The organism is Bradyrhizobium sp. 142 (assembly GCF_023074015.1).
GTDB lineage: Bacteria > Pseudomonadota > Alphaproteobacteria > Rhizobiales > Xanthobacteraceae > Bradyrhizobium.
The window spans coordinates 37,754-57,148 of record NZ_JADPKQ010000230.1 but is presented as its reverse complement, the minus strand read 5'-3'; the positions used below and the strand labels follow the sequence as shown (position 1 = coordinate 57,148).

General features: G+C 63.7%; 21 protein-coding genes and 1 tRNA gene. 10 read left to right on the top strand and 12 right to left on the bottom strand.

Translation table 11 applies throughout. The annotated features are described in order from the left end of the window. Positions 1-167: 167 nt before the first annotated feature. Both rpoD and dnaG read right to left on the bottom strand, forming a co-directional pair. A complete protein-coding gene (gene rpoD, locus IVA82_RS21700; RefSeq protein WP_247382474.1) occupies positions 168-2,318 on the bottom strand; it encodes an RNA polymerase sigma factor RpoD in 2,151 nt (716 codons plus the stop codon). Positions 2,319-2,691: 373 nt separating this feature from the next. Beyond that, complete coding sequence (gene dnaG, locus IVA82_RS21695) at positions 2,692-4,692, bottom strand: DNA primase (protein WP_247382473.1); 2,001 nt, start codon at positions 4,690-4,692, stop codon at positions 2,692-2,694. Positions 4,693-4,932: 240 nt separating this feature from the next. Between dnaG and IVA82_RS21690 the strand changes: the two genes are divergently transcribed. Continuing rightward, positions 4,933-5,496: a chlorite dismutase family protein gene (locus tag IVA82_RS21690; RefSeq protein WP_247382477.1), complete on the top strand. Its 564-nt coding sequence runs from the start codon at positions 4,933-4,935 to the stop codon at positions 5,494-5,496. A gap of 73 nt (positions 5,497-5,569) precedes the next feature. On the opposite strand, the gene IVA82_RS21685 is transcribed toward IVA82_RS21690, so the two are convergent. After that, complete coding sequence (locus tag IVA82_RS21685; RefSeq protein ID WP_247382472.1) at positions 5,570-5,968, bottom strand: gamma-glutamylcyclotransferase family protein; 399 nt, start codon at positions 5,966-5,968, stop codon at positions 5,570-5,572. Between the two features lie 82 nt (positions 5,969-6,050). Further along, entirely contained in the window at positions 6,051-6,962 is a 912-nt protein-coding gene (locus IVA82_RS21680) for a transglutaminase family protein (RefSeq protein WP_247382471.1), read from the bottom strand. 89 nt (positions 6,963-7,051) lie between these two features. Between IVA82_RS21680 and IVA82_RS21675 the strand changes: the two genes are divergently transcribed. Next, entirely contained in the window at positions 7,052-7,855 is an 804-nt protein-coding gene (locus IVA82_RS21675) for an N-formylglutamate amidohydrolase (RefSeq protein WP_247382470.1), read from the top strand. Positions 7,856-7,859: 4 nt separating this feature from the next. Here IVA82_RS21675 and IVA82_RS21670 read toward each other — a convergent pair whose 3' ends face one another. Next, complete coding sequence (locus IVA82_RS21670; RefSeq protein WP_247382469.1) at positions 7,860-8,480, bottom strand: LysE family translocator; 621 nt, start codon at positions 8,478-8,480, stop codon at positions 7,860-7,862. A gap of 139 nt (positions 8,481-8,619) precedes the next feature. Here IVA82_RS21670 and IVA82_RS21665 point away from each other — a divergent pair, with 139 nt between their 5' ends. The 3 genes from IVA82_RS21665 to IVA82_RS21655 are packed head-to-tail and all read left to right on the top strand — an operon-like array spanning position 8,620 to position 9,906. Continuing rightward, positions 8,620-8,934 carry a metalloregulator ArsR/SmtB family transcription factor gene (locus tag IVA82_RS21665; RefSeq protein WP_247382476.1) on the top strand — a complete coding sequence of 105 codons (315 nt, stop codon included), beginning with the start codon at positions 8,620-8,622 and terminating at the stop codon, positions 8,932-8,934. Next, on the top strand, positions 8,927-9,397 hold the full coding sequence (locus tag IVA82_RS21660) for an SRPBCC family protein (protein WP_148741937.1): 471 nt from the start codon (positions 8,927-8,929) through the stop codon (positions 9,395-9,397). Before IVA82_RS21665 ends, IVA82_RS21660 begins: the two co-directional genes overlap by 8 nt. Further along, positions 9,394-9,906 (top strand): SRPBCC family protein, encoded by a 513-nt coding sequence (locus tag IVA82_RS21655; RefSeq protein ID WP_247382468.1) that lies wholly within the window; start codon positions 9,394-9,396, stop codon positions 9,904-9,906. The genes IVA82_RS21660 and IVA82_RS21655 overlap by 4 nt, the downstream gene beginning before the upstream one ends. 262 nt (positions 9,907-10,168) lie before the next feature. Here the strand turns inward: IVA82_RS21655 and IVA82_RS21650 are convergent, their stop codons facing one another. From IVA82_RS21650 to IVA82_RS21630, 5 genes are all read right to left on the bottom strand, one after another. Continuing rightward, on the bottom strand, positions 10,169-10,612 hold the full coding sequence (locus tag IVA82_RS21650) for a hypothetical protein (RefSeq protein ID WP_247382467.1): 444 nt from the start codon (positions 10,610-10,612) through the stop codon (positions 10,169-10,171). A gap of 2 nt (positions 10,613-10,614) precedes the next feature. Continuing rightward, positions 10,615-10,983 carry a nuclear transport factor 2 family protein gene (locus IVA82_RS21645; protein WP_247493518.1) on the bottom strand — a complete coding sequence of 123 codons (369 nt, stop codon included), beginning with the start codon at positions 10,981-10,983 and terminating at the stop codon, positions 10,615-10,617. Between the two features lie 80 nt (positions 10,984-11,063). Then, a complete protein-coding gene (locus tag IVA82_RS21640) occupies positions 11,064-11,531 on the bottom strand; it encodes a MarR family transcriptional regulator (RefSeq protein WP_247382465.1) in 468 nt (155 codons plus the stop codon). Positions 11,532-11,558: 27 nt separating this feature from the next. After that, complete coding sequence (locus IVA82_RS21635) at positions 11,559-13,169, bottom strand: acyl-CoA synthetase (RefSeq protein WP_247382464.1); 1,611 nt, start codon at positions 13,167-13,169, stop codon at positions 11,559-11,561. 24 nt (positions 13,170-13,193) lie between these two features. Next, positions 13,194-13,649 (bottom strand): GatB/YqeY domain-containing protein, encoded by a 456-nt coding sequence (locus IVA82_RS21630; RefSeq protein WP_247382463.1) that lies wholly within the window; start codon positions 13,647-13,649, stop codon positions 13,194-13,196. A 233-nt stretch (positions 13,650-13,882) separates the two neighbouring features. Here IVA82_RS21630 and carA point away from each other — a divergent pair, with 233 nt between their 5' ends. Further along, positions 13,883-15,073: a glutamine-hydrolyzing carbamoyl-phosphate synthase small subunit gene (gene carA / locus IVA82_RS21625; protein WP_247382462.1), complete on the top strand. Its 1,191-nt coding sequence runs from the start codon at positions 13,883-13,885 to the stop codon at positions 15,071-15,073. Between the two features lie 247 nt (positions 15,074-15,320). Beyond that, the gene (locus IVA82_RS21620; RefSeq protein ID WP_247382461.1) at positions 15,321-15,845 is read left to right on the top strand and encodes a cupin domain-containing protein; all 525 of its coding nucleotides are present in this window, start codon (positions 15,321-15,323) and stop codon (positions 15,843-15,845) included. A gap of 199 nt (positions 15,846-16,044) precedes the next feature. Here IVA82_RS21620 and IVA82_RS21615 read toward each other — a convergent pair whose 3' ends face one another. Next, positions 16,045-16,569, bottom strand: a complete 525-nt coding sequence (locus IVA82_RS21615) for a DNA starvation/stationary phase protection protein (protein ID WP_247382460.1) — start codon at positions 16,567-16,569, stop codon at positions 16,045-16,047. Positions 16,570-16,684: 115 nt separating this feature from the next. Between IVA82_RS21615 and IVA82_RS21610 the strand changes: the two genes are divergently transcribed. Continuing rightward, the gene (locus IVA82_RS21610) at positions 16,685-17,386 is read left to right on the top strand and encodes a class I SAM-dependent methyltransferase (protein WP_247382459.1); all 702 of its coding nucleotides are present in this window, start codon (positions 16,685-16,687) and stop codon (positions 17,384-17,386) included. Positions 17,387-17,440: 54 nt separating this feature from the next. Beyond that, a tRNA-Ala gene (locus IVA82_RS21605) sits at positions 17,441-17,516 on the top strand. A gap of 129 nt (positions 17,517-17,645) precedes the next feature. On the opposite strand, the gene IVA82_RS21600 is transcribed toward IVA82_RS21605, so the two are convergent. Further along, the gene (locus tag IVA82_RS21600) at positions 17,646-18,023 is read right to left on the bottom strand and encodes a helix-turn-helix transcriptional regulator (RefSeq protein ID WP_247382458.1); all 378 of its coding nucleotides are present in this window, start codon (positions 18,021-18,023) and stop codon (positions 17,646-17,648) included. A gap of 110 nt (positions 18,024-18,133) precedes the next feature. Here IVA82_RS21600 and IVA82_RS21595 point away from each other — a divergent pair, with 110 nt between their 5' ends. After that, positions 18,134-19,303: an MFS transporter gene (locus IVA82_RS21595; RefSeq protein WP_247382457.1), complete on the top strand. Its 1,170-nt coding sequence runs from the start codon at positions 18,134-18,136 to the stop codon at positions 19,301-19,303. Positions 19,304-19,395 lie beyond the last annotated feature (92 nt).

Genomic DNA, 19,395 nt, shown 5'->3' with positions numbered 1-19,395 from the left:
TCTCGCGATGACGCCCTTGCGCTTCGCTAACCCTTCGCCGCCATCAGGCTGGGTAAAGGACTTCCACCTCCAAGCTGTCGAACATGCTCGGCACACCAAACAAACGGCGGGCTCTGGCCCGCCGCTTTCATTGAGATGGATGCCAGGCCCGGGCACAACGATCCGAATTAGTTATCCAGGAAGCTTCGCAGCTTCCTTGACCTTGACGGATGCTTCAGCTTGCGCAGCGCCTTGGCTTCGATCTGACGGATGCGTTCGCGGGTGACCGAGAACTGCTGGCCGACTTCTTCCAGCGTGTGGTCGGTGTTCATGCCGATGCCGAAGCGCATGCGCAGCACGCGCTCTTCGCGCGGGGTGAGCGAGGCGAGCACGCGCGTGGTGGTCTCGCGCAGGTTCGACTGGATCGCGGCGTCGATCGGGAGGATCGCGTTCTTGTCCTCGATGAAATCGCCGAGATGTGAATCCTCTTCGTCACCGACGGGCGTCTCCAGGGACAAGGGCTCCTTGGCGATCTTGAGGACCTTGCGGACCTTCTCGAGCGGCATGCCGAGCTTCTCGGCGAGCTCTTCCGGGGTCGGCTCGCGGCCGATCTCGTTGAGCATCTGGCGCGAGGTGCGCACGATCTTGTTGATCGTCTCGATCATGTGCACGGGGATGCGGATGGTGCGCGCCTGGTCGGCGATCGAACGGGTGATCGCCTGCCGGATCCACCAGGTGGCGTAGGTCGAGAACTTGTAGCCGCGGCGGTACTCGAACTTGTCGACCGCCTTCATCAGGCCGATGTTGCCTTCCTGGATCAGGTCGAGGAATTGCAGGCCGCGGTTGGTGTACTTCTTGGCGATCGAGATCACCAGGCGGAGGTTGGCTTCCACCATCTCCTTCTTGGCCTGGCGGGCTTCGCGCTCGCCCTTCTGCACGGAGTGCACGATCTTGCGGAACTCGACGATCTCGAGGCCGGTGAGCGCAGCTAACTGATGCACCTCGTGGCGAAGGTCCTTGATACGGTCCTTCTCGTGGTGGACGAAATTCTTCCAGCCCTTGGCCGAAAGCTTCGAGACACGGTTGAGCCAGCGCGGATCGAGCTCCGAGCCGGTATAGTTGCGCAGGAAGTCCTCGCGCGCGACGCCATGGCTGTCGGCAAGGCGCATCAGGCGGCCCTCGTGCGAGACGAGCCGCTTGTTGATGTCGTAGAGCTGCTCGACGAGGCTGTCGATACGGGCCTGGTTCAGGCGCAGCGATTTCACCTCAACGATGATCTCGTCCTTCAGCTTCTTGTACTTGCGCTCCTGGTGCGGCGAGAGCGTCTCGTTCTGGAGCTGGTTCTGGATGTCCTGCTCCTGAAGCTTGCGCAGCTTCTTGTAGCTGTCGGCGATCTTGTCGAAGATCTCGACGACCTTCGGCTTGAGCTCGGCCTCGATCGCCGCGAGCGACATCTGATTCTCGAACTCGTCGTCGTCCATGTCGGACTCGGCGGCAGACTCGGCCGGATCCTTTTCCTCGCCACCTGGAACGCCACCTGCGGCAGGCTGCGCGGGACGGAACGGGGTTGGCGCCGGGGGCGCGGCAGGCGGCGCAACATGCGCCGGCGCGCCGACTGCGGCCGCGGCGGGCTGGCCGCCTTCGGCCGGCGCTTCGCCGTTCTCGCCGGTGGGCGCGGCGATCATCGCGGTGTTCATGCCGGCCTTGGCCTCGGGCCCGGCATAGGTCGCTTCGAGATCGATGATGTCGCGGAGGAAGATCTTGCCTTCGTTGAGCTCGTCGCGCCAGATGATGATGGCCTGGAAGGTCAGCGGGCTTTCGCACAGCCCCGCGATCATCGCCTCGCGGCCGGCCTCGATGCGCTTGGCAATCGCGATTTCGCCCTCGCGCGACAGCAGCTCGACCGTGCCCATCTCGCGCAGATACATGCGCACGGGATCGTCGGTGCGCTCGCCCGGCTCGCTCTTCTTGACCTCAGTGACGGCCTTCTGGGTGACCTCGACGAGCTCGTTGTCGGTCTCGTCCTCGCCGCCCTCGTCCTTGTCCTCCTCGCCTTCGCTATCGTCGGCTTCGGTGACGTTGATGCCCATGTCCGAGAGCATGGACATGATGTCCTCGATCTGCTCGGGCGAGGTCTGGTCGGACGGCAAAACTTCGTTGAGCTGATCGAAGGTCACGAAGCCGCGCTTCTTGGCCTGCTTGATCATTTTCTTCACTGCCGCGTCGGACAGATCGAGCAACGGCGACGGCGCGTCCTGGGAATCCTTCTCGGGAGCATCCGCTGCCTTGTCGTCTTTTTCCTTGTCCTTCGCCTGCAGCGTCTTTGCCTTGGTGGCCATCCATTGCTCCTAAACGCGTTTCACACAGACGTTCGCCGCGCCTGCCTGAAATCACCTGAACCTGTTGTTCGACGCTCTCGCTTCGCCAGATCGCGACACGGAAAGGGCGGCGCGCATAACTCTCGCCACCCCGACCTTTCTCTCGCCGGATTTGCCTAACGCTTCGTGAGCCTCTTTGTCGCAGCGGTGCAGGTGAAGTGCCAACAGCGATTGCGCGGATTCATTCCTGACGCGTCTGTTCTGCCTGCGGCCGCCTGGGGCCCAAAGTGCTACAAGACCGTTAAGCCTCGATTAACCCTGTTTTTGCCGCCAAACCTTGGATTTGGCGAGTCTTTTAGCGGTCCCGGCCGAAGCCGTCCGCATGATTCTTTCATCACACGCTCTTCTGGAACCGGCCTGACAGCTCGCCAAACCCCTCGATCAGGGCCTCGGTGCCGTCGACTTCGCCTATCCGAGCCTTGACGTCACGCAACCACGCCATACTGGCCTCGCTGGGATCCTCCCCCAAGGCCAGCTCGGCGTCTTTCAGCTCTCTAAGTAGTGAATGCCACTGCCGATGCAAGGCAACGAGCTGGTGCCAGGTGGAGAGAACGTCGTCCCGCGCCGCGCCTTCGCGGGCGCCCCACACCGCCTGGGTCGTAATGCCATTCTCAACCCTTTGAAGAAGCTGAGAAAACCCGCCCTTCTCGATGTCGGAGCGCATCTTCTCGGCCTGCTCGGACGGATCGGGGCTGTGGTGATGGTCGTTGGCGAAAGCGGCGATGATGGCGGCGCGCAGCTTGTGGGCCTCGGGGTGGGCCAGCTCCAGCGCGGCCACCTCCTCCAGATGCTCGTGCAGCAGCCAGGGGTGGTTGATCAGGATTTGCAGGATCAGGGCTTCGCGGCGGGAAATGGCACTGCGTTGCCCCCGCATGATCGGGCTGGCGGCCAGTTGCGGGCTCGCCGCCTGATAGGGCCCCGACGGAAGCGAGAGCGGGACTGGCCCGCCGCGGCGCCCCTGGCCGCCGAATCGATTCGCCTGTCCGCCGCCGCGGGGCTGGAACGGGCGGCCCGGACTGCCCGAGCGGAAATTGCCGCGACCGGCAAAGCTGCCGCGCCCGGCCTCCGGCGCAAAGGTGCGCTGCAGCCGCTCGGCAAGATCCTGACGATAGTACCGCCGCACCACCTCGTCGCGGATGCCGTTGGAGAGCTCCTTGATGCGCGCCTCCAGCGCGGCGCGGCGCTCGGGGGTGGCGAAGTTGCCGCCTTCGAGCTCGCGCGACCAGATCATGTCTGCGAGCGGCCGCGCAGCCGCGATCACCTCCTCGATCGCGCCACGGCCGCCGGAGCGGACGAGATCGTCGGGGTCCTGCCCTTCGGGCAAAAGCGCAAAGCGCAGGCTCTTGCCGGGGCTCAGGAACGGCAAGGCAAGGTCCGCAGCACGATAAGCCGCCTTCTGCCCGGCCTTGTCGCCGTCGAAGCAGAGGATCGGCTCATCCGCCATCTTCCAGAGCAACGCGAGCTGGCTTTCGGTCAGCGCCGTGCCAAGCGGCGCGACCGTGCCGGAGAAACCTGCCGTGATCATCGCGATAACGTCGACATAGCCTTCGACGACAATGAGCGGCGCGCCATTGTGGGCGGCGGCGCGTGCGGTCTGGTGATTGTAGAGGTTATCGCCCTTGTGGAAGAGCGGCGTCTCCGGCGAGTTCAGATATTTTGCCGCAACGTCCTTCTCCAGCGCACGGCCGCCGAAGGCGATGACGCGGCCGCGCAAGTCAGTGATCGGAAACATCACGCGGTCGCGGAAGCGATCGTAGGGCACGGGAATGCCGTCGCCGGCCACCAGCAGCCCGGTCTCGACCATGTCGTCGACGGAGACACCGAGCTTGCCGAGATGCTCCTTCAGGGCGAAGCGCTCGGGCGAGGCGTAACCGATGCGGAACTGCAATTGCGTCGCCGGCGAGATCGCGCGGTCGGCAAGATAGCCGCGCGCCTTGGCGCCGAGACGCGAGGCCAGCGTCTCCGCGAAGAATTTGGCGGCGAGATCCATGACGTCGTGCAGCGACTTGCGCCGCTGCTCATGCCGCGCCGCGTCGGGCGTCACCGCCGGCAACGGCAGCCCCGCCATGCTCGCGAGCCGCTCCACGGCCTCGGCGAACGGCAGGCCGTCGGTCTCCATCACGAAGGCGATGATGTCGCCGTGCTTGCCGGAGGAGAAGTCGTGGTAAAATCCCTTCTGGTCGTTGACGTAGAAGGACGGCGTCTTCTCCTGCTGGAACGGCGACAGCCCCTTCCACTCCCGCCCCGCCTTCTTCAGCTTGACGCGCTTGCCCACGACTTCGGAAACCGAAAGCCGGGCACGCAGCTCGTCGAGGAATTGGGGCGTGAAGCGCATAGGGTGAGTCTAGCGGACCGGCTGAGTCGGGGCGAACAGTTAGGCATATAGGAAGCGCGCCCTGAGAAGTCAGGAATGTTAGCCTTGTCCGAGTTATTCGACCTGTGCACAGCCGCGTCATTCCGGGGCGATGCGAAGCGTCGAGCTATGATGCGCAATTGCGCATCATAGCTCGCCTCTCCGAGGCGCCCCGGAATGACGGAGCTTGAACCCGGCCCGGTTCCACGCTTCCATGTCGCCATGTTCAGGACGTTTCGAGGCGGCCAGAGCGGGGGCTGGCGGGTGACCTCGATTTCGCCCGTGACGGGCGAACCCCTGCCCTTCATGCCGGCGCTGTCGGTCACCGACAGCGAGGCGATCGCGTTGCCGCTGGTGCCCTCGCGCAATGCGTGGCGGCTGGTCGGCGTGCCGAGCTCGCTGCGCTACACCGAGCGGCCTGAGAAGCAGCAGCTCATCGCCGTGCAGGCCGGGCTCGGCCGGCTGGAGGCCACCTGCGCGGCGCTGATCCCGATCCGCAAGTCGCAAGCCTGGTGGGAGCTGACCCAGGAGGAGCGGCGCAGGATTTTCGAAGACAAGTCGCATCACATCGCCAGCAGCCTGCGCTTTCTGCCCGCCATTGCGCGCCAGCTCTATCACTGCCGCGATCTCGGCGAGCCCTTCGACTTCCTGACCTGGTTCGAATTCGCACCCGCGCATGCCTCGCTGTTCGAAGAGCTGGTGGCGATGCTCAGGCGGACCGAAGAATGGACCTACGTCGAGCGCGAAGTCGACGTGCGTGTGGTCAAGGAAGTGCTCTCTGCTTAATGCTCGACTGCCGGCCGCGATGAAGGTGCACTCCCTCGCCCCGCTTGCGGGGAGGTGAAGTCCGCATCCGGCGTCAATGATCGAGAAAGCGCCCCGACTCGATGCGCGGCAGATCGGCGACGGGCCAGTTGTAGATGTAGGTCCAGGCCTTCTCGGTGGCGCCGTCCGGCCGCGTCACGTCGACCAGCTTGCGCAGATATTCGGTCGGCTCCGGAAAGCCCTCGCCGCAGGCTTCGTACATGTCGAGCTCGCGCAGCAGCTCATCGGGGGCGCGCAGGTGAAAGAGCTCGCCGTGGACGAGCTCGGACGACACCTCGGACAGCAGCAGTCCCGGATAGTGTTTCACCAGCACGAGCCGGCCGCGGCAGGTCGCATCCCCGAGGAAATCCGCATGGGCTGCAAGCAGCCGCGCCATCGGATGATCGAAGCCGCGCATCAGCGTGCCGTAGACGAAGAGACGATCGGAGGTCATTTGGGTGTCTATAGCTGTCAATTGTGTAGAGCGACAGCGCCGCGCATTTGGCGTCGTCCCGGCGGAAACGGCCAGGCCATCTCTATGAAACCTCTGCCTCCATATCCAGGTCGCTGTCCTGGTCGTCCGAGACCACCTTGATGTTCACGTCCATGGCCTCGAACGCGCCGGCGGAGCCGACATAGACGCCGTGCAGCGGGATCGCCTGGCGCGGGTCGCGGGCGACCGCGACGCGGATGAGATCGCGGGTGCCGACGATGCCGTTGGTCGGATCGAACTCGATCCAGCCCGCGCTCGGCAGGTAGACCTGCACCCAGGCATGCGTCGAGCCGCCGCCGACATGACGCTGCTCGATATCCTCGGGCACGAAGATGTAGCCGGAGACGAATCGCGCCGCGATGCCGAGCTGGCGCAGCGCCTCGATCATGAACAGCGCATAGTCCCGGCAGGTTCCAGTGCCCGACTGCAAGGTATCAAGCGGATGCTGCGTCCCCAGTTCGTGACGCTTGCGGTACTTGAACTGCTCGCGGATGCCGTGGGTCATGCCGCTGAGGATCTTGTAGGTCGGCGTCGGCGCGTCCTCGTCCAGAAAGCCGCGCGCCCACTCCGCGATCTCGCCGTCCGGATCGGTATATTGCGGCGTGGTGTATTGCACGAGGTCGGGAAACTCATCGTCGTTGTAGACGAACGGATAGAAATAGGCAGGATCATCCGGCGTCAGCGCGAACTCCTCCACCGGATTGTGCTCGACGGTGACGTGCCAGTCGAAGATCAGCCTGTCCGCGCGTTCGTCGAAATTGGCGATCGCGACCGAATTGCCGAACACATCGTGGATCCAGTGCAGCGACATCGGTGTGGGCGAGATATCGAGCTGAGAGTCGAGCACGCGCAGATCGTGCCCGTCGCGCGGACGCAGCATGATTCTGTGTTCGCCGAACGCCACGGGGCGGTTGTAGCGATATTCGGTCTTGTGATGAATCGTGAGCAGCGGCATCGTCAGCCAATCATGGAGATTTTGGGCAGATCAATCTATAGCGATTCTGCCCAATTTTGGGGGCGACTGCTTTTTCCAGGGCAATCAGGATGGCTTTAGACACAGCCGGCGCGACGGATCAAATCCTCGGCGAGGGCGACATTCCGCCGGTGCATGAGGTGAATGCGGAAGGGGCATCGCCCTTCCTGCTCACCTCCGATCACCATGGACGGGCGCTGCCGCGCGCGCTCGGCGACCTCGGCGTTGCCGAAGGCGAACTGCAACGGCACATCGCCTGGGACATCGGCATTGCCGGCGTCGCCGAGCGGCTGGCCAAAATGCTGGGTGCGCATCTGGTCGCGCAGCGCTATTCGCGGCTGGTGATCGACTGCAACCGCCCGCCGGGCGCTGCGAGCTCGATTCCCATGATTTCCGAGGCCACTTCGGTCCCCCGCAACGAGGGGATTTCGGAGCACGAGCGCGAGGCACGGCGGCGCGAGATCTTCGAGCCCTATCACCACCGCATCGACGCCGCGATCAACCGACGTTTGCACAACAAGCGGCCGACCGTGCTGGTGTCGCTGCACAGTTTCACACCGGTTTATGCCGGCGTCGCGCGGCCCTGGCACATCGGCGCGCTCTACAACCATGACAAGGTGCTGCCGCATCTGCTGCTGAAGCACCTGCGCCTCGAGAGCGATCTTGTCGTCGGCGACAACGAGCCCTATGCAGTGAGTGACCTCACCGACTACACCATCCCCGTGCATGGCGAAGCCCGCGGCCTCGTCAACACCGGCATCGAGATTCGCCAGGATTTGATCGCGGACCAGTCCGGCCAGCAGCAATGGGCCGAGCGGCTGGCGCGGATTTTCGCGGAGATAGAGGTGGAGTTGCGGGCGAAGAGACTGGTGTAGGCCGTCACTTCGCCCGGGTCAGCGCCAGCCAGATGCCGCCGCCGATCATGAAGCCGCCGGAGACGCGCGACATCATGCGTGTGCGGCGGGCCGAGAAGAATTTTCGGGCGCGGCCGGCAGCGATAGCGTAGAGCGCGTCCGTCATCGCCGCCGTCACCATGAAGGTGGCCCCGAGCAGCGCGACCTGCGGGAAGTGGTCGCGGTTCATGTCCATGAACTGGGGAATGAAGGCGCCGAAGAACACCAGCACCTTCGGGTTCGACAACAGCACCACAAAACCTTGCAGGAAGAAGCCGCCGCGCGGCGGCGGAGGCGGCTGGTCGACATTGACGCCTTCGACCGGCGCCCAGATCAGCTTGATGCCGAGCCAGACCAGATAGGCGGCGCCGGCAAAGCGCACCCAGTCGAACCAGTAGCCCATCGTTGCCATCAACGAGGTCAGGCCAACCGCGACGATGCAGATGACGATGGCAAGGCCCGCCTGCGCGCCCGCGACATTGGTCAGCGCCGCGCGGGTGCCATGGCGCAGGCCGTTGGCGATGACGAGAGTCACGATCGGGCCAGGCAGCAGCGCCAGCGCAATGCAGGCGGCGAAAAAGGCAAGGTAGGCTTGCAGGGACATCATGGCGGAGACTCGCTGAAGGCGGTTTGCAGGCCATTAATGCATGACAGAGCCGGGAACGGAAGCTGCGACGATGCACAGTATCGGGATCTCTCAGGTTGCAGCTTGACAGGCAACCATTTGGTTGCATATTATCCCTGCCATGGACGAGGTCTTCAAAGCGCTGGCCGACGCATCCCGACGGTCGCTGCTGGACAGGCTTCACGCCCGCAACGGACAGTCGTTGAACGAACTCTGCGAGGGCCTCGCGATGACGCGCCAGGCAGTCACAAAACATCTTGCGATCCTGGAACAAGCCAACCTGGTCACGGCCATCAAGCATGGCCGCGAGAAGCTGCACTATCTCAACCCAGTGCCGATCCATCAGATCGGCGAACGCTGGATCAGGAAATTCGAGCGCGGCAAGCTTGCCGCGCTCGGCAAGTTGAAACGCCAGTTGGAGAAGCGCGATGAGTAAACCGGAATTTGTCTACGTCACCTATATCGAGACCACGCCGGAGAAGCTGTGGGAGGCGCTGACATCGAGCGAATTCACCAAGCAATACTGGTTCGGCGCCGAGGTCAGGTCCGACTGGAAGGTCGGCTCTCCCTTCGCACTGCTGCTGGACGGCGAGACCACCGATTCCGGCGAAATCCTCGAAGCCGATCCGCCGCGGCGGTTGTCCTACAGCTTTAAGCACCAAAAGTACGAGGAACTGCGCGGCGAACCGATCTCGCGTGTGGCCTTCACCATCGAACCGTTCGGCTCGCTCGTGCGTTTGACCGTGCTGCATGACGGCTTCGTCGAAGGCGGGAAATATCTCGGAGCCGTTTCCAATGGCTGGCCGGCGATCCTGTCCGGGCTCAAGAGCCTCCTGGAAAGAGGCAAAGTGCTCGCCATCCCGCGCACGGCGCTTAATAAGGGATTCGACGCAAAATGAACCTCGATCAATTCAAGCCGCTTACGGTCTACACCATCTACATCGCCTCGACGCCCGAGAAGGTATGGGAGGCGCTGACCTCGGCGGAGTTCAGCCGGCAATACTTCTTCGGCAATGCCGTGGAGGTCGAGCCACGGCTCGGCGGCGCGTTTATCGTGCGTACGCCCGACGGTGCCCTGCACATCAGCGGCGAAGTCCTCGAATATGATCCGCCACGGAGGCTTTCCGTCACTTTCAACGTCAAGTGGCCCGAGCTGATCGAAAAGCTCGGTCCGACGCTGGTGACCTATGAGATCGAGGCGGTCGGCGACGCGGCCCGGCTCACCATGAGTGAGAGCCACGACCGGCCGCTCAGCGACGACATCCTTGCCGGCGGACGGCAAGGCTGGCCCGCGATCCTGTCGGGACTGAAGAGTTTGCTGGAGACGGGCAAGGCGCCACAGATCAAGATGGCGCCGCCGGCGCAGATGCTCGCCGCGCTGAAGGCGATGGGGATCAAGACGCCGTAGCGGCTACAATGCTCATTGTCGTCCCGACGAAGGCCGGGACCCATAGCCACTGAATGAATTTTCGCGAAGGCTGGTCATCACCAACTTGCGTCAAACTCTCCCTAGGGATATGCGTCCCGGCTTCGCCGGGACGACATCAGAGCACCACCGGCACCACCAAGCGCCGAGACGATCAAGAGCACCACGATCACCGCGGCTCAGCCGATCATCGGCAAGTGGCGCCTTTGCTCAAGCTGCCGTGCGATCTGCACCACACGCTGTGTCACGACTGCAACGCCAGCAAAATCGCCACACCAAGGTTGGCCACGAACAATGCCGCGTCGACGACAAATATCCTGAGCATCGGGCCCTTCAGCACGGGCCAGTAAGCCACCCCGACGCGTCCGCCGCGCATCAAAACCGGAACGGTGTAGGCGAACTGGCTGAAGTGGCAGGCGGCAAAAAACAGCAGCAGTACAAGCTGCGCCTCGAGCGATCCGAAAAACGGCGGACGAGCAGCGAGAAGATAGAGCGACAACAGCCCGATCGGCAGATTGATCCCGCCCAGGAACGCGACGCTCGCGGCCAAGGTCGGCGCGATCGGGTTGCTGCGCTCTTCCCGCGGCAGCAATATCTTCAGCGTGTTGCGCTGGGCAACGCTGAACTGGATGAAGGCACCGCCGAACCAGAGAGCATTGAGAAGCAGTACGAAGTCGGAAGGGCGCATGATTATTTTCCGTAGAAGGCCTCGCTGCGCACTACACGGCCGGCGTCATCAAAATCCATGAACTCGCTGGCGCGCGTGTCGCCCAGTTGCCACCACACCGTCAGTCGCGCGATCGTGTCGTCCCAGCTCCAATTCAGGATCCTCAAATCGGCGCTTTCGATGCTGCCATAGGCTTTGCGCCAGTAGGCGCGGATGTTCTCGGCGCCGGTGACGATGGGAGAGTCGGTCAGTTTGAGGGCCAGAGGGCTGCGCATCTCTGCATTGGCGGCAAAATGCGCAACGACCGCATCGATATCGACCCTGCACCAGTTCGCGCACCATGCCGCGACAAACCGTTCGGCGGCTGCGCGATTCATTGCCTGTCCGCTCATGAAGCGACCCTCCCCTGGTTCGTTGCCCGAACAGTGGCAAAGCTCGGCTCTCATGTCAACTATATTGACTTTAGGATCCGTCAGCTGTTGTCGGCGATCGTCTCCATGACGGCCATCCATGCGGCAGCACCGGGCGCCCCGACGCGATCGAACGCTTCGCGCAGAACCTTGCGCTCATGGTCGGATGCCCTTCGCTCGATGCGCTGCCCCGCGCCCGTCAGGCGCAGCAGTTTGGAGCGATGCTGCTCGGGCGACCGCTGCGAGATCAGGAGCTTGCGCTCCAGGAGGAGGTTGAGTGGCCGGTTCAAAGCCTGCTTGGACACCCCGAGGATCTCGATCAGCGAGCCGATTGCGATATCCGGCCGGCGCGCCACCACATAGAGGATACGATGGTGCGGGCGCGAGAGGCCCTGCTTGGCAAGATACGCGTCGGCCTCCAGCGTCATCCCGCGCCAGCCGTAATACATGAGCTCCAGCGCTGCATCCAGATCGTGCAACTTCTCGAGTGAGGCGCGGTGGAGGCCGGCGGCTTGAGACATCTTTGCCATCACCTGACTTCGTCGAATCAAAACAACTTACCCGAGCGCCCGCAGCTCGCGTCGCAACACCTTGCCGGTCGCCGTCATCGGCAAGGTTTCCGCAAACTGCACGAAGCGCGGATATTCGTGGGCGGCGAGTTGCACCTTGACGAACTCCTGGATCTCGCGCGCGAGTGCGTCGCTGCCGGCAAAGCCCGGACGCAGCACGATCCAGGCCTTGATCGATTCGGTGCGGATCGGATCGGGGATGCCGACCACCGCGGCCATCGCCACCGCGGGATGCTTCATCAGCGTGTGCTCGATCTCGGACGGGCCGACGCGGTAGCCGGCGGTGGTGATGACATCGTCCTCGCGGCTGACGTACCAGAAGTAACCGTCCGCATCGTGCACGCCGAGATCGCCGGTGAGCAGGAACTCGCCGGCATATTTCTTCGCCGTCGCCTCCGGATTGCGCCAGTATTCGATCATCGTGCACGGGCACGGCTGGCGCACACCGATGATGCCGCGCTGCCCGCGCGGTAATTCCTCGCCCTTGTCATTGACGATGCGGACGTCGAAGCCGGGTGTCGCCTTGCCCATCGAACCGGGGCGGATCGGAAACAGGTTGGAGTTGCTGCCGATCACGAGGTTGCACTCGGTCTGGCCGAACACCTCGTGCGCATCGATGCCGAAGGTCTCGCGCACCCAGCCCAGAAGCTCGCCGCCGAGCGATTCACCGCCGGTAAAAATACTGCGCAGCTTGACGCCCGGATGCTTCACGCCGGCCTGGCGCATCAGCTTCAGCGCCGTCGGCGGCAGGAAGACGTTGCGGACGCCGAGATCAGCCATCATCTGCATCGCCGCCTGCGGTTCGAATTTTCGCGCCCGGTGGCCGACCAGGGGAATGCCGTGATACCAGAATGCGAACAGGCCGTTGACGAGCCCGCCGATCCAGGCCCAGTCCGCCGGCGTCCACATGAGATCGCCCGGTCGCGGCAGGAAGTTGTGGCACATCTCGACGTTCGGGAGATGCCCGAGCACAAGGCGGTGCGCATGCAGCGCGCCCTTGGGATTGCCGGTCGTGCCTGACGTGTAGATGATCAGCGCCGGATCATCCGCAGAAGTATCGACCGTCTCAAAGTCCTCTGAGGCGGTTTCGATCGCCGACCAGAACGGTTTTGCGCCCGCGTGAACGGCGCCGCTCGTGACGTAGATGTCTTGCAGATAGGGCAGCCGATCGCGGATCTTTGTAAGCTTCTCCCAGCCGGCTTCGTCGGTGACGATTGCCTTGGCCTGCGCGTTCGACAGACGGAATTCCAGCGCGTCCTCACCGAACAGCGCGAATAGCGGGATCGAGATCAACCCGGAGCGGAACGCCGCCATGTGCACGATCGGCAATTCCAATGACTGCGACAGGAACACCGCGACGCGGTCGCCGCGCGTGAGCCCGTCCGCCCGCAGCACGTTGGCAAAGCGCCGCGACATCTCGGCGACCTCGTCAAATGAGGTGCGCGAGGTTGCGCCGTTCTCGTCGACATAGACCAGCGCGAGGCGTCCCGTGCCGTCGGCATGGCGATCGCAGCACGCCTCCGCCATGTTGAAGCGCGCCGGGATGTCCCAGCGAAAGTTGCGATAGAGCTCGTCGTAGGTGGACGCTTCGGTCAGCATGACAAAGCTCCAGAGGAGGGTAAGTTAGCCCGACAACGCCGCCTTCACCAAACCGCTGGCCTTGCCGAAATCCATCTGCCCTGCGTACTTCGCCTTCAAGGCCGCGATGACCTTGCCCATGTCCTTCATGCCGGCCGCGCCGGTCTCGGCGATGGCGCCCGAGATCGCCGTCTTCACGTCGTCATCCGACATCTGCTTCGGCAGGTAAGCCGAGATCACCGCGATCTCCTCGCGCTCCTGCGCGGCGAGCTCGGCGCGGCCGCCCTTGTCGTAGAGCTCGACCGACTCCTGACGCTGCTTGATCATCTTCTGGAGCACGCCGAGCAGGTCGGCATCCGACAGCGGCGGCTTGCCGCTGCCGCGCGCCTCGATGTCGGCATTCTTGATGGTCGAGTTGACCATACGCAGCGTGGAGAGCTTGCGCTCCTCCTTGGCCTTCATGGCCTCCTTCACCGCATTGTTGATGTCATCGCGCAACATGGTCGTGATCCTCTCAATCCATAGCGCCTGATCTAGGACGTTCGCAGGCAAGAGGCCATACCGGACCCGCCGTGGTCCGGTTCATTGTTTCCCGGCGGCCACCCTAAAACTGCGCAAAAATTGCCAGTTCCAGCTTAGGTGCCCGAGGAGAACTGTCAAATATGCAAAAACGCATGTGAATCGGCGCTGTCCTGCTTTGACGGCGGCGTCCGCGGAGACTATGAACCGGGCTCATGACACAACATGACAACGACCCCGCCTGGCCGGACCACAAACCGACCGCGCTCCTCGTGCTCGCCGATGGCACGGTGCTCGAAGGCTTTGGTCTCGGCGCCGAGGGCCAAGCCGTCGGTGAAGTCTGCTTCAACACCGCGATGACCGGATACGAGGAGATCTTGACTGATCCCTCCTATGCCGGGCAGCTCATCACCTTCACCTTCCCGCATATCGGCAATGTCGGCACCAACGAGGACGACATCGAGACGGTGAACATGGCCGCGACGCCCGGCGCGCGCGGCGTGATCCTGCGCACCGCGATCACCGATCCCTCGAACTACCGCGCCACCAGGCATCTCGACGCCTGGCTCAAGGCGCGCGGCATCATCGGCCTCTCCGGCATCGACACCCGGGCGCTGACCGCGTTGATCCGCTCCAAGGGCATGCCCAATGCCGTGATCGCGCACGCCAAGGACGGCGAGTTCGACCTGCATGGCCTCAAGGAAGAGGCGCGCGAATGGCCGGGGCTCGAGGGCATGGACCTCGTGCCGATGGTCACTTCCGGCCAGCGCTTCACCTGGGACGAGACGCCCTGGCTGTGGGACAAGGGCTTTGGCCGCCAGGAAAACCCGGAGTTCAACATCGTTGCCATCGATTACGGCATCAAGCGCAACATTCTGCGCCTGCTCGCCGGTGTCGGCTGCAAGGTGACGGTGGTGCCGGCCACGACCTCGTCCGAAGACATTCTGGCGATGAAGCCGGACGGCGTGTTCCTGTCCAATGGTCCGGGCGATCCGGCCGCGACCGGCAAATATGCCGTGCCGGTGATCCAGGACGTGATCAAGTCGGGCACGCCGACCTTCGGCATATGCCTCGGCCACCAGATGCTCGGCCTCGCCGTCGGCGCCAAGACCAGGAAGATGCATCAGGGCCATCACGGCGCCAATCACCCGGTAAAGGACGAGACCACCGGCAAGGTCGAGATCACCTCGATGAACCACGGCTTTGCCGTGGACGAGAGCACGCTGCCGAAGGGCGCAACCCAGACCCACATCTCGCTGTTCGACGGCTCCAATTGCGGCATCCAGCTCGACGGCAAGCCGGTGTTCTCGGTGCAGTACCACCCGGAAGCTTCACCCGGCCCGCGCGACTCGCACTATCTGTTCCAGCGGTTTGCGGATCTGATGCGGCAGAAGAAGAGCGCGTAAGGCGCGCTCTCCTCTCTCAACTGCACTCACGACATCAAGCCTGGGCATGGTCCCGGGCTTTTTTTGTCATTCCGGGGCGTGCGAAGCACGAACCCGGAATCCATCAGACAACAAGCTCTGCGGCACGATGGATTCTCAGGTGCGCAATTGCGCATCATAGGTCGACGCTGCGCGTCGCCCTGGAATGACGGGGAACGTCGAGTGACGCCCCTCGTTGATCCCTGCCACGCTCACGCAGGAGCCCGCCATGTCCGTCGTCCGCGACAATGCCGAGCCGCTCGCCATCGTGTTCGAGGATGACGGGCTGGTGCCGAACAACATCCTCCCCTTCCTGGTCTATCAGGGCGCAGTGAAGCTCGATCCGAAACACCCGGAGGAGTCCATCGAAAATCTGTTCGGCGCCAATGGCTGGGGCGGGACGTGGCGCAACGGCGTCTTCGACTATCTGCACTATCACACGACGGTGCACGAAGTGCTCGGCGTCGCGCGCGGTAGCGCCCGGGTGCGCTTCGGCGGCGATCATGGCCAGGAGCTGGAGATCAAGGCAGGCGATGTCGCGATCCTTCCCGCCGGCACCGGACATCAATGCATCAAGGCGAGCGACGATTTCTGCGTGATCGGCGCCTATCCGCCGGGATCGAAGATGGAGATCACGCGGCCGACTCCGGAGAACCACGCCAGGGCGCTGAAGACGATTCCCGCCGTGAAGCTGCCGCCGGCCGATCCGGTGCAAGGCAAGGACGGGCCTTTGATGCAGCTGTGGCGCGACTGAGTTGCTCAGGTCTATCCAAACACTCGTCGTCGTCCCGGCGAGGGCCGGGACTCATAACCACCAAACGTAGTTTGGCGAAGACTCGCTAACGCGCATCCCGCGCCACAACTTCTCCCTGGGGATATGGGTCCCGGCCCCCGTACGCAAGTTGCGCGCTAGGCCTGGACGACATTGTGGAGGCGTTTGCGTCTAACGTCCTCTACGCCGCGTTGCTGCCTTCCTGGCGGGTGGCTTCGAACAGGAACCAGGTGCGGCGCTCGGTCTCGTCGATGAAGACTTCGAGGATGCTGGCGCTGGCGACATCTCCGGCTTCGTCGCAGACCTCGTGCGCCTTGCGCATCGCAGCTGCGACATGCTTGTTGTCCTGCATCAGTTCGCGCAGCATCTCGCGCGGCGGGACGTAATCCTCGTTGTTGTCCTTGATGGTCTGCAGCTTGGCGACCTGGCCGATCGACTTCAGTGTGGTGCCGCCGATCTTGCGCACGCGCTCGGCGAGCTGGTCCGTGGTGGCGAAGATCTGATCGGACTGCTCGTCGAGCAGCAGATGATAATCGCGGAAATGCCGGCCGCTGATGTGCCAGTGGAAATTCTTGGTCTTCAGATACAGCGCGAATGCATCGGCCAGAAGCACGTTGAGCGCCTCGGAAACCTTGTTGACGGCCTGTGGCGACAGATCCGTGGGAGTGTCGAGGTCGGGCGAGACCTTGTTGGGGGCTTTGCTCACGGGAAACCTTCCTGTTAGGACGCGGACATTGACGGCGCGCCGTCGCACCCCTAACGCAAGGCGGGCAGCGCCGGTTCCGCTCACGGAACCGTTAGGCCGGGACCTTCGAAATACCATGGATGATTGGATCGATTATTACGACTCCACGCATACGATCTATGTCAGCAAGTTGCATCGCGATTTGCACTTCCGGATCATCGCGCGGGACATCATCGGCTACATCTCGTCGCCCGAGGCGACCGTGCTCGACTATGCCTGCGGCGAGGCGCTCTCGGCCGAGCAGGTGGCATCCGCCTGCGGCAAGCTGATCCTGGCCGAGCCCGCCCCGGGCGTGCGCGGCCGCCTGATCGCCCGGTTTGCCCCGAATACAAAAATCCGCGTCCGCTCGCTCGATGACGTTCGCAAGATGCAGGACCAATCCATCGACCTTGTCGTGATGAACTCGGTCGCGCAATACATGACGCCGGGGGAACTCGATGCGGCGCTACGCAACATCCGGCGGTTGTTGACGCCGTCCGGCAAGCTGGTGCTCGGCGACATCCTCCAGCCCAATGTCGGGATGGCCCAGGACGTCACCGCGCTGCTCAGCTTCGCCTTGCGCCACGGCTTCTTGAAGGATGCGCTGGTCGGGCTGATCAGCACGGCGCTGTCGGACTACCGCCATCTGCGAACGCGCATTGGACTGCAGCGCTACAGCGAGGACGAGATCACCGCGAAGCTGGCGGCGGCCGGGTTCGCGGTCCAGCGTGCCCACACCAATATCGGCCATAACCGCTGGCGCATGACCTTCATCGCGCGGCCGCCCTTGGTCCGTTAAGCATAACAATTGGCTGAGGTGGCTTGTCGCCTCCCGATCGGCAATGATCCGCGCGGCCCGGTGGCGGAAGCGTCTACGCGAGAGCAGTGCATTGCTCTTTATCCTGGTTCAAATCCAGGCCGGGCCTCCACGCTTCGCCCCTGCGGGGCTACGCGTGGCGCAGCCACGCCAGACCCGCAGCGTGTCCGGCGTAGCTTGAGCGAAGCGAAAGCGTAGACGGACTGGAGCTTCCTCGGCCCGGCACCTGCGCGCAATCGGCTCAATTGCTCTGCGCGTCGACCACATCGCACCCGGACAGCAGCTGAAGCCGGTCGGCATCCTTCGCGGCGGAGTTGATCACGGCATCGAGCAGGCCCGGGAAGCGCGCATCCAGATCCTCGCGGCGCAGCCGCACGAACCGATTGGTCCCCGCCACCCGAGTCTGCATCAGCCCGCATTCGCGCAGCTTGGCGAAGTGGTAGGCGAGGTTGGACTTCCCGCCGAGGCCGCTGAAATCGCCGCAGCACAATTCGCTGCTGATATGTTCCTGCTGGGCGAGCTGGTAGACGATTGCCAGCCTGATCGGATCGCTCAGGCAATCCAGGACCATCGGCAGCTCGATCTGCTCGCGGGTGGGATGAAGGGGCGTGCGGCTCATGTCGGAATCATAGCGAAGTGACCGCATTGTTCAATAGTTCTTGAACCAATTGACACCGAAACGTTGCCGATCAATAGTTCAATAAACGTTGAACATAAGGATAAAATCGGATGAGCGTCTTCTGGCTGGCCTTGGCGGCGTTCGCGATCGGCACGGAAAGCTTTGTCATTGCAGGACTTTTGCCGACGATCGCCACTGACTTGGGAATTTCGGTCCCGGCCGCCGGTCAATTGGTCACCGCTTACGCCCTCACCTATGCCGTGGGCTCGCCCATCCTCGCGGTGACCATGAACAACATCGACCGCCGCACCGCGCTGGCGCTGGCGCTGTCGACCTTCATTGCCGGAAACCTGTTTGCAGCCGTTGCGTCGGGCTACGCACTGCTGCTCGCCTCGCGCATGCTGATGGCGCTGGGCGCGGGGCTGTGCATGCCGACGGCGCTCGCCGTGTCGGTGGCCGTCGCCTCGCCCGAGCGGCGCGGCCGCGCCGTGGCGCTTGTCACCTCGGGCCTTACGGTGGCGACCGTCGTCGGCGTCCCGCTTGGCAATCTGGTTGGCAGCGTGCTCGGCTGGCGCGCAACCTTTGCCATGGTTGCGGTCCTCGGCGCTGTCGCACTCGCCGGCCTCCTGCTTGGCCTGCCTCGCGGCCTGCCGCGAAACACGGCTTCGCTCGCTGAACGGCTGGCCGTGGCGCGTCACAGCAACGTGCTGGCCGCGCTCGTCATTACGATTCTGTGGGCGCTCGGCGGCTTCACCGTGTTCACCTATTTCGCGGTCCCGCTGCGCGGCCTGGGATTCGATGCGTCGCAGATCAGCCTTGCGCTGCTGGTGTTCGGCGGTGCAGCCGCAATCGGCAACATGCTCGGCGGCGTCCTGGCTGACCGGCTCGGCACGCTGATGACCGCGGCGCTCGGACTCGCCGGCATGGCGAGCGCGCTGATCCTGCATTCGCTGGTCCTGAAGCTGATGCCGGGGCAGGCGCATTATGCCGTGCTGGGTGCGATCTTCCTCTGGGGCATTTCCGGCTGGGCGTTCTATCCGGCCCAGATTGCCAGCATCATCCGGATCGAGCCACAGGCCTCGATGATCGCGCTCTCGCTCAACGCCTCCGCCATGTATCTCGGCTTCGCCATCGGCGGGGCCCTGGGCGGCGCGGTGCTGGCGACGCTGTCGCCGACAGACCTCGGCTGGATTGGCGGATCGAGCGTTACGGCTTCGCTTTTGGTCCACCTCACCCGCGGCTGGCAGGCCCGGCCGAAACCCGTCAAAATTGCCGGTTGATGGGCATTTTTCGGGGTTTCGCCGCCCCGGAATCTGGTCTAAGACCCACCCGCGCGCGAGGAAGACCAACGCGCTCTCGGCCACAGGGGACG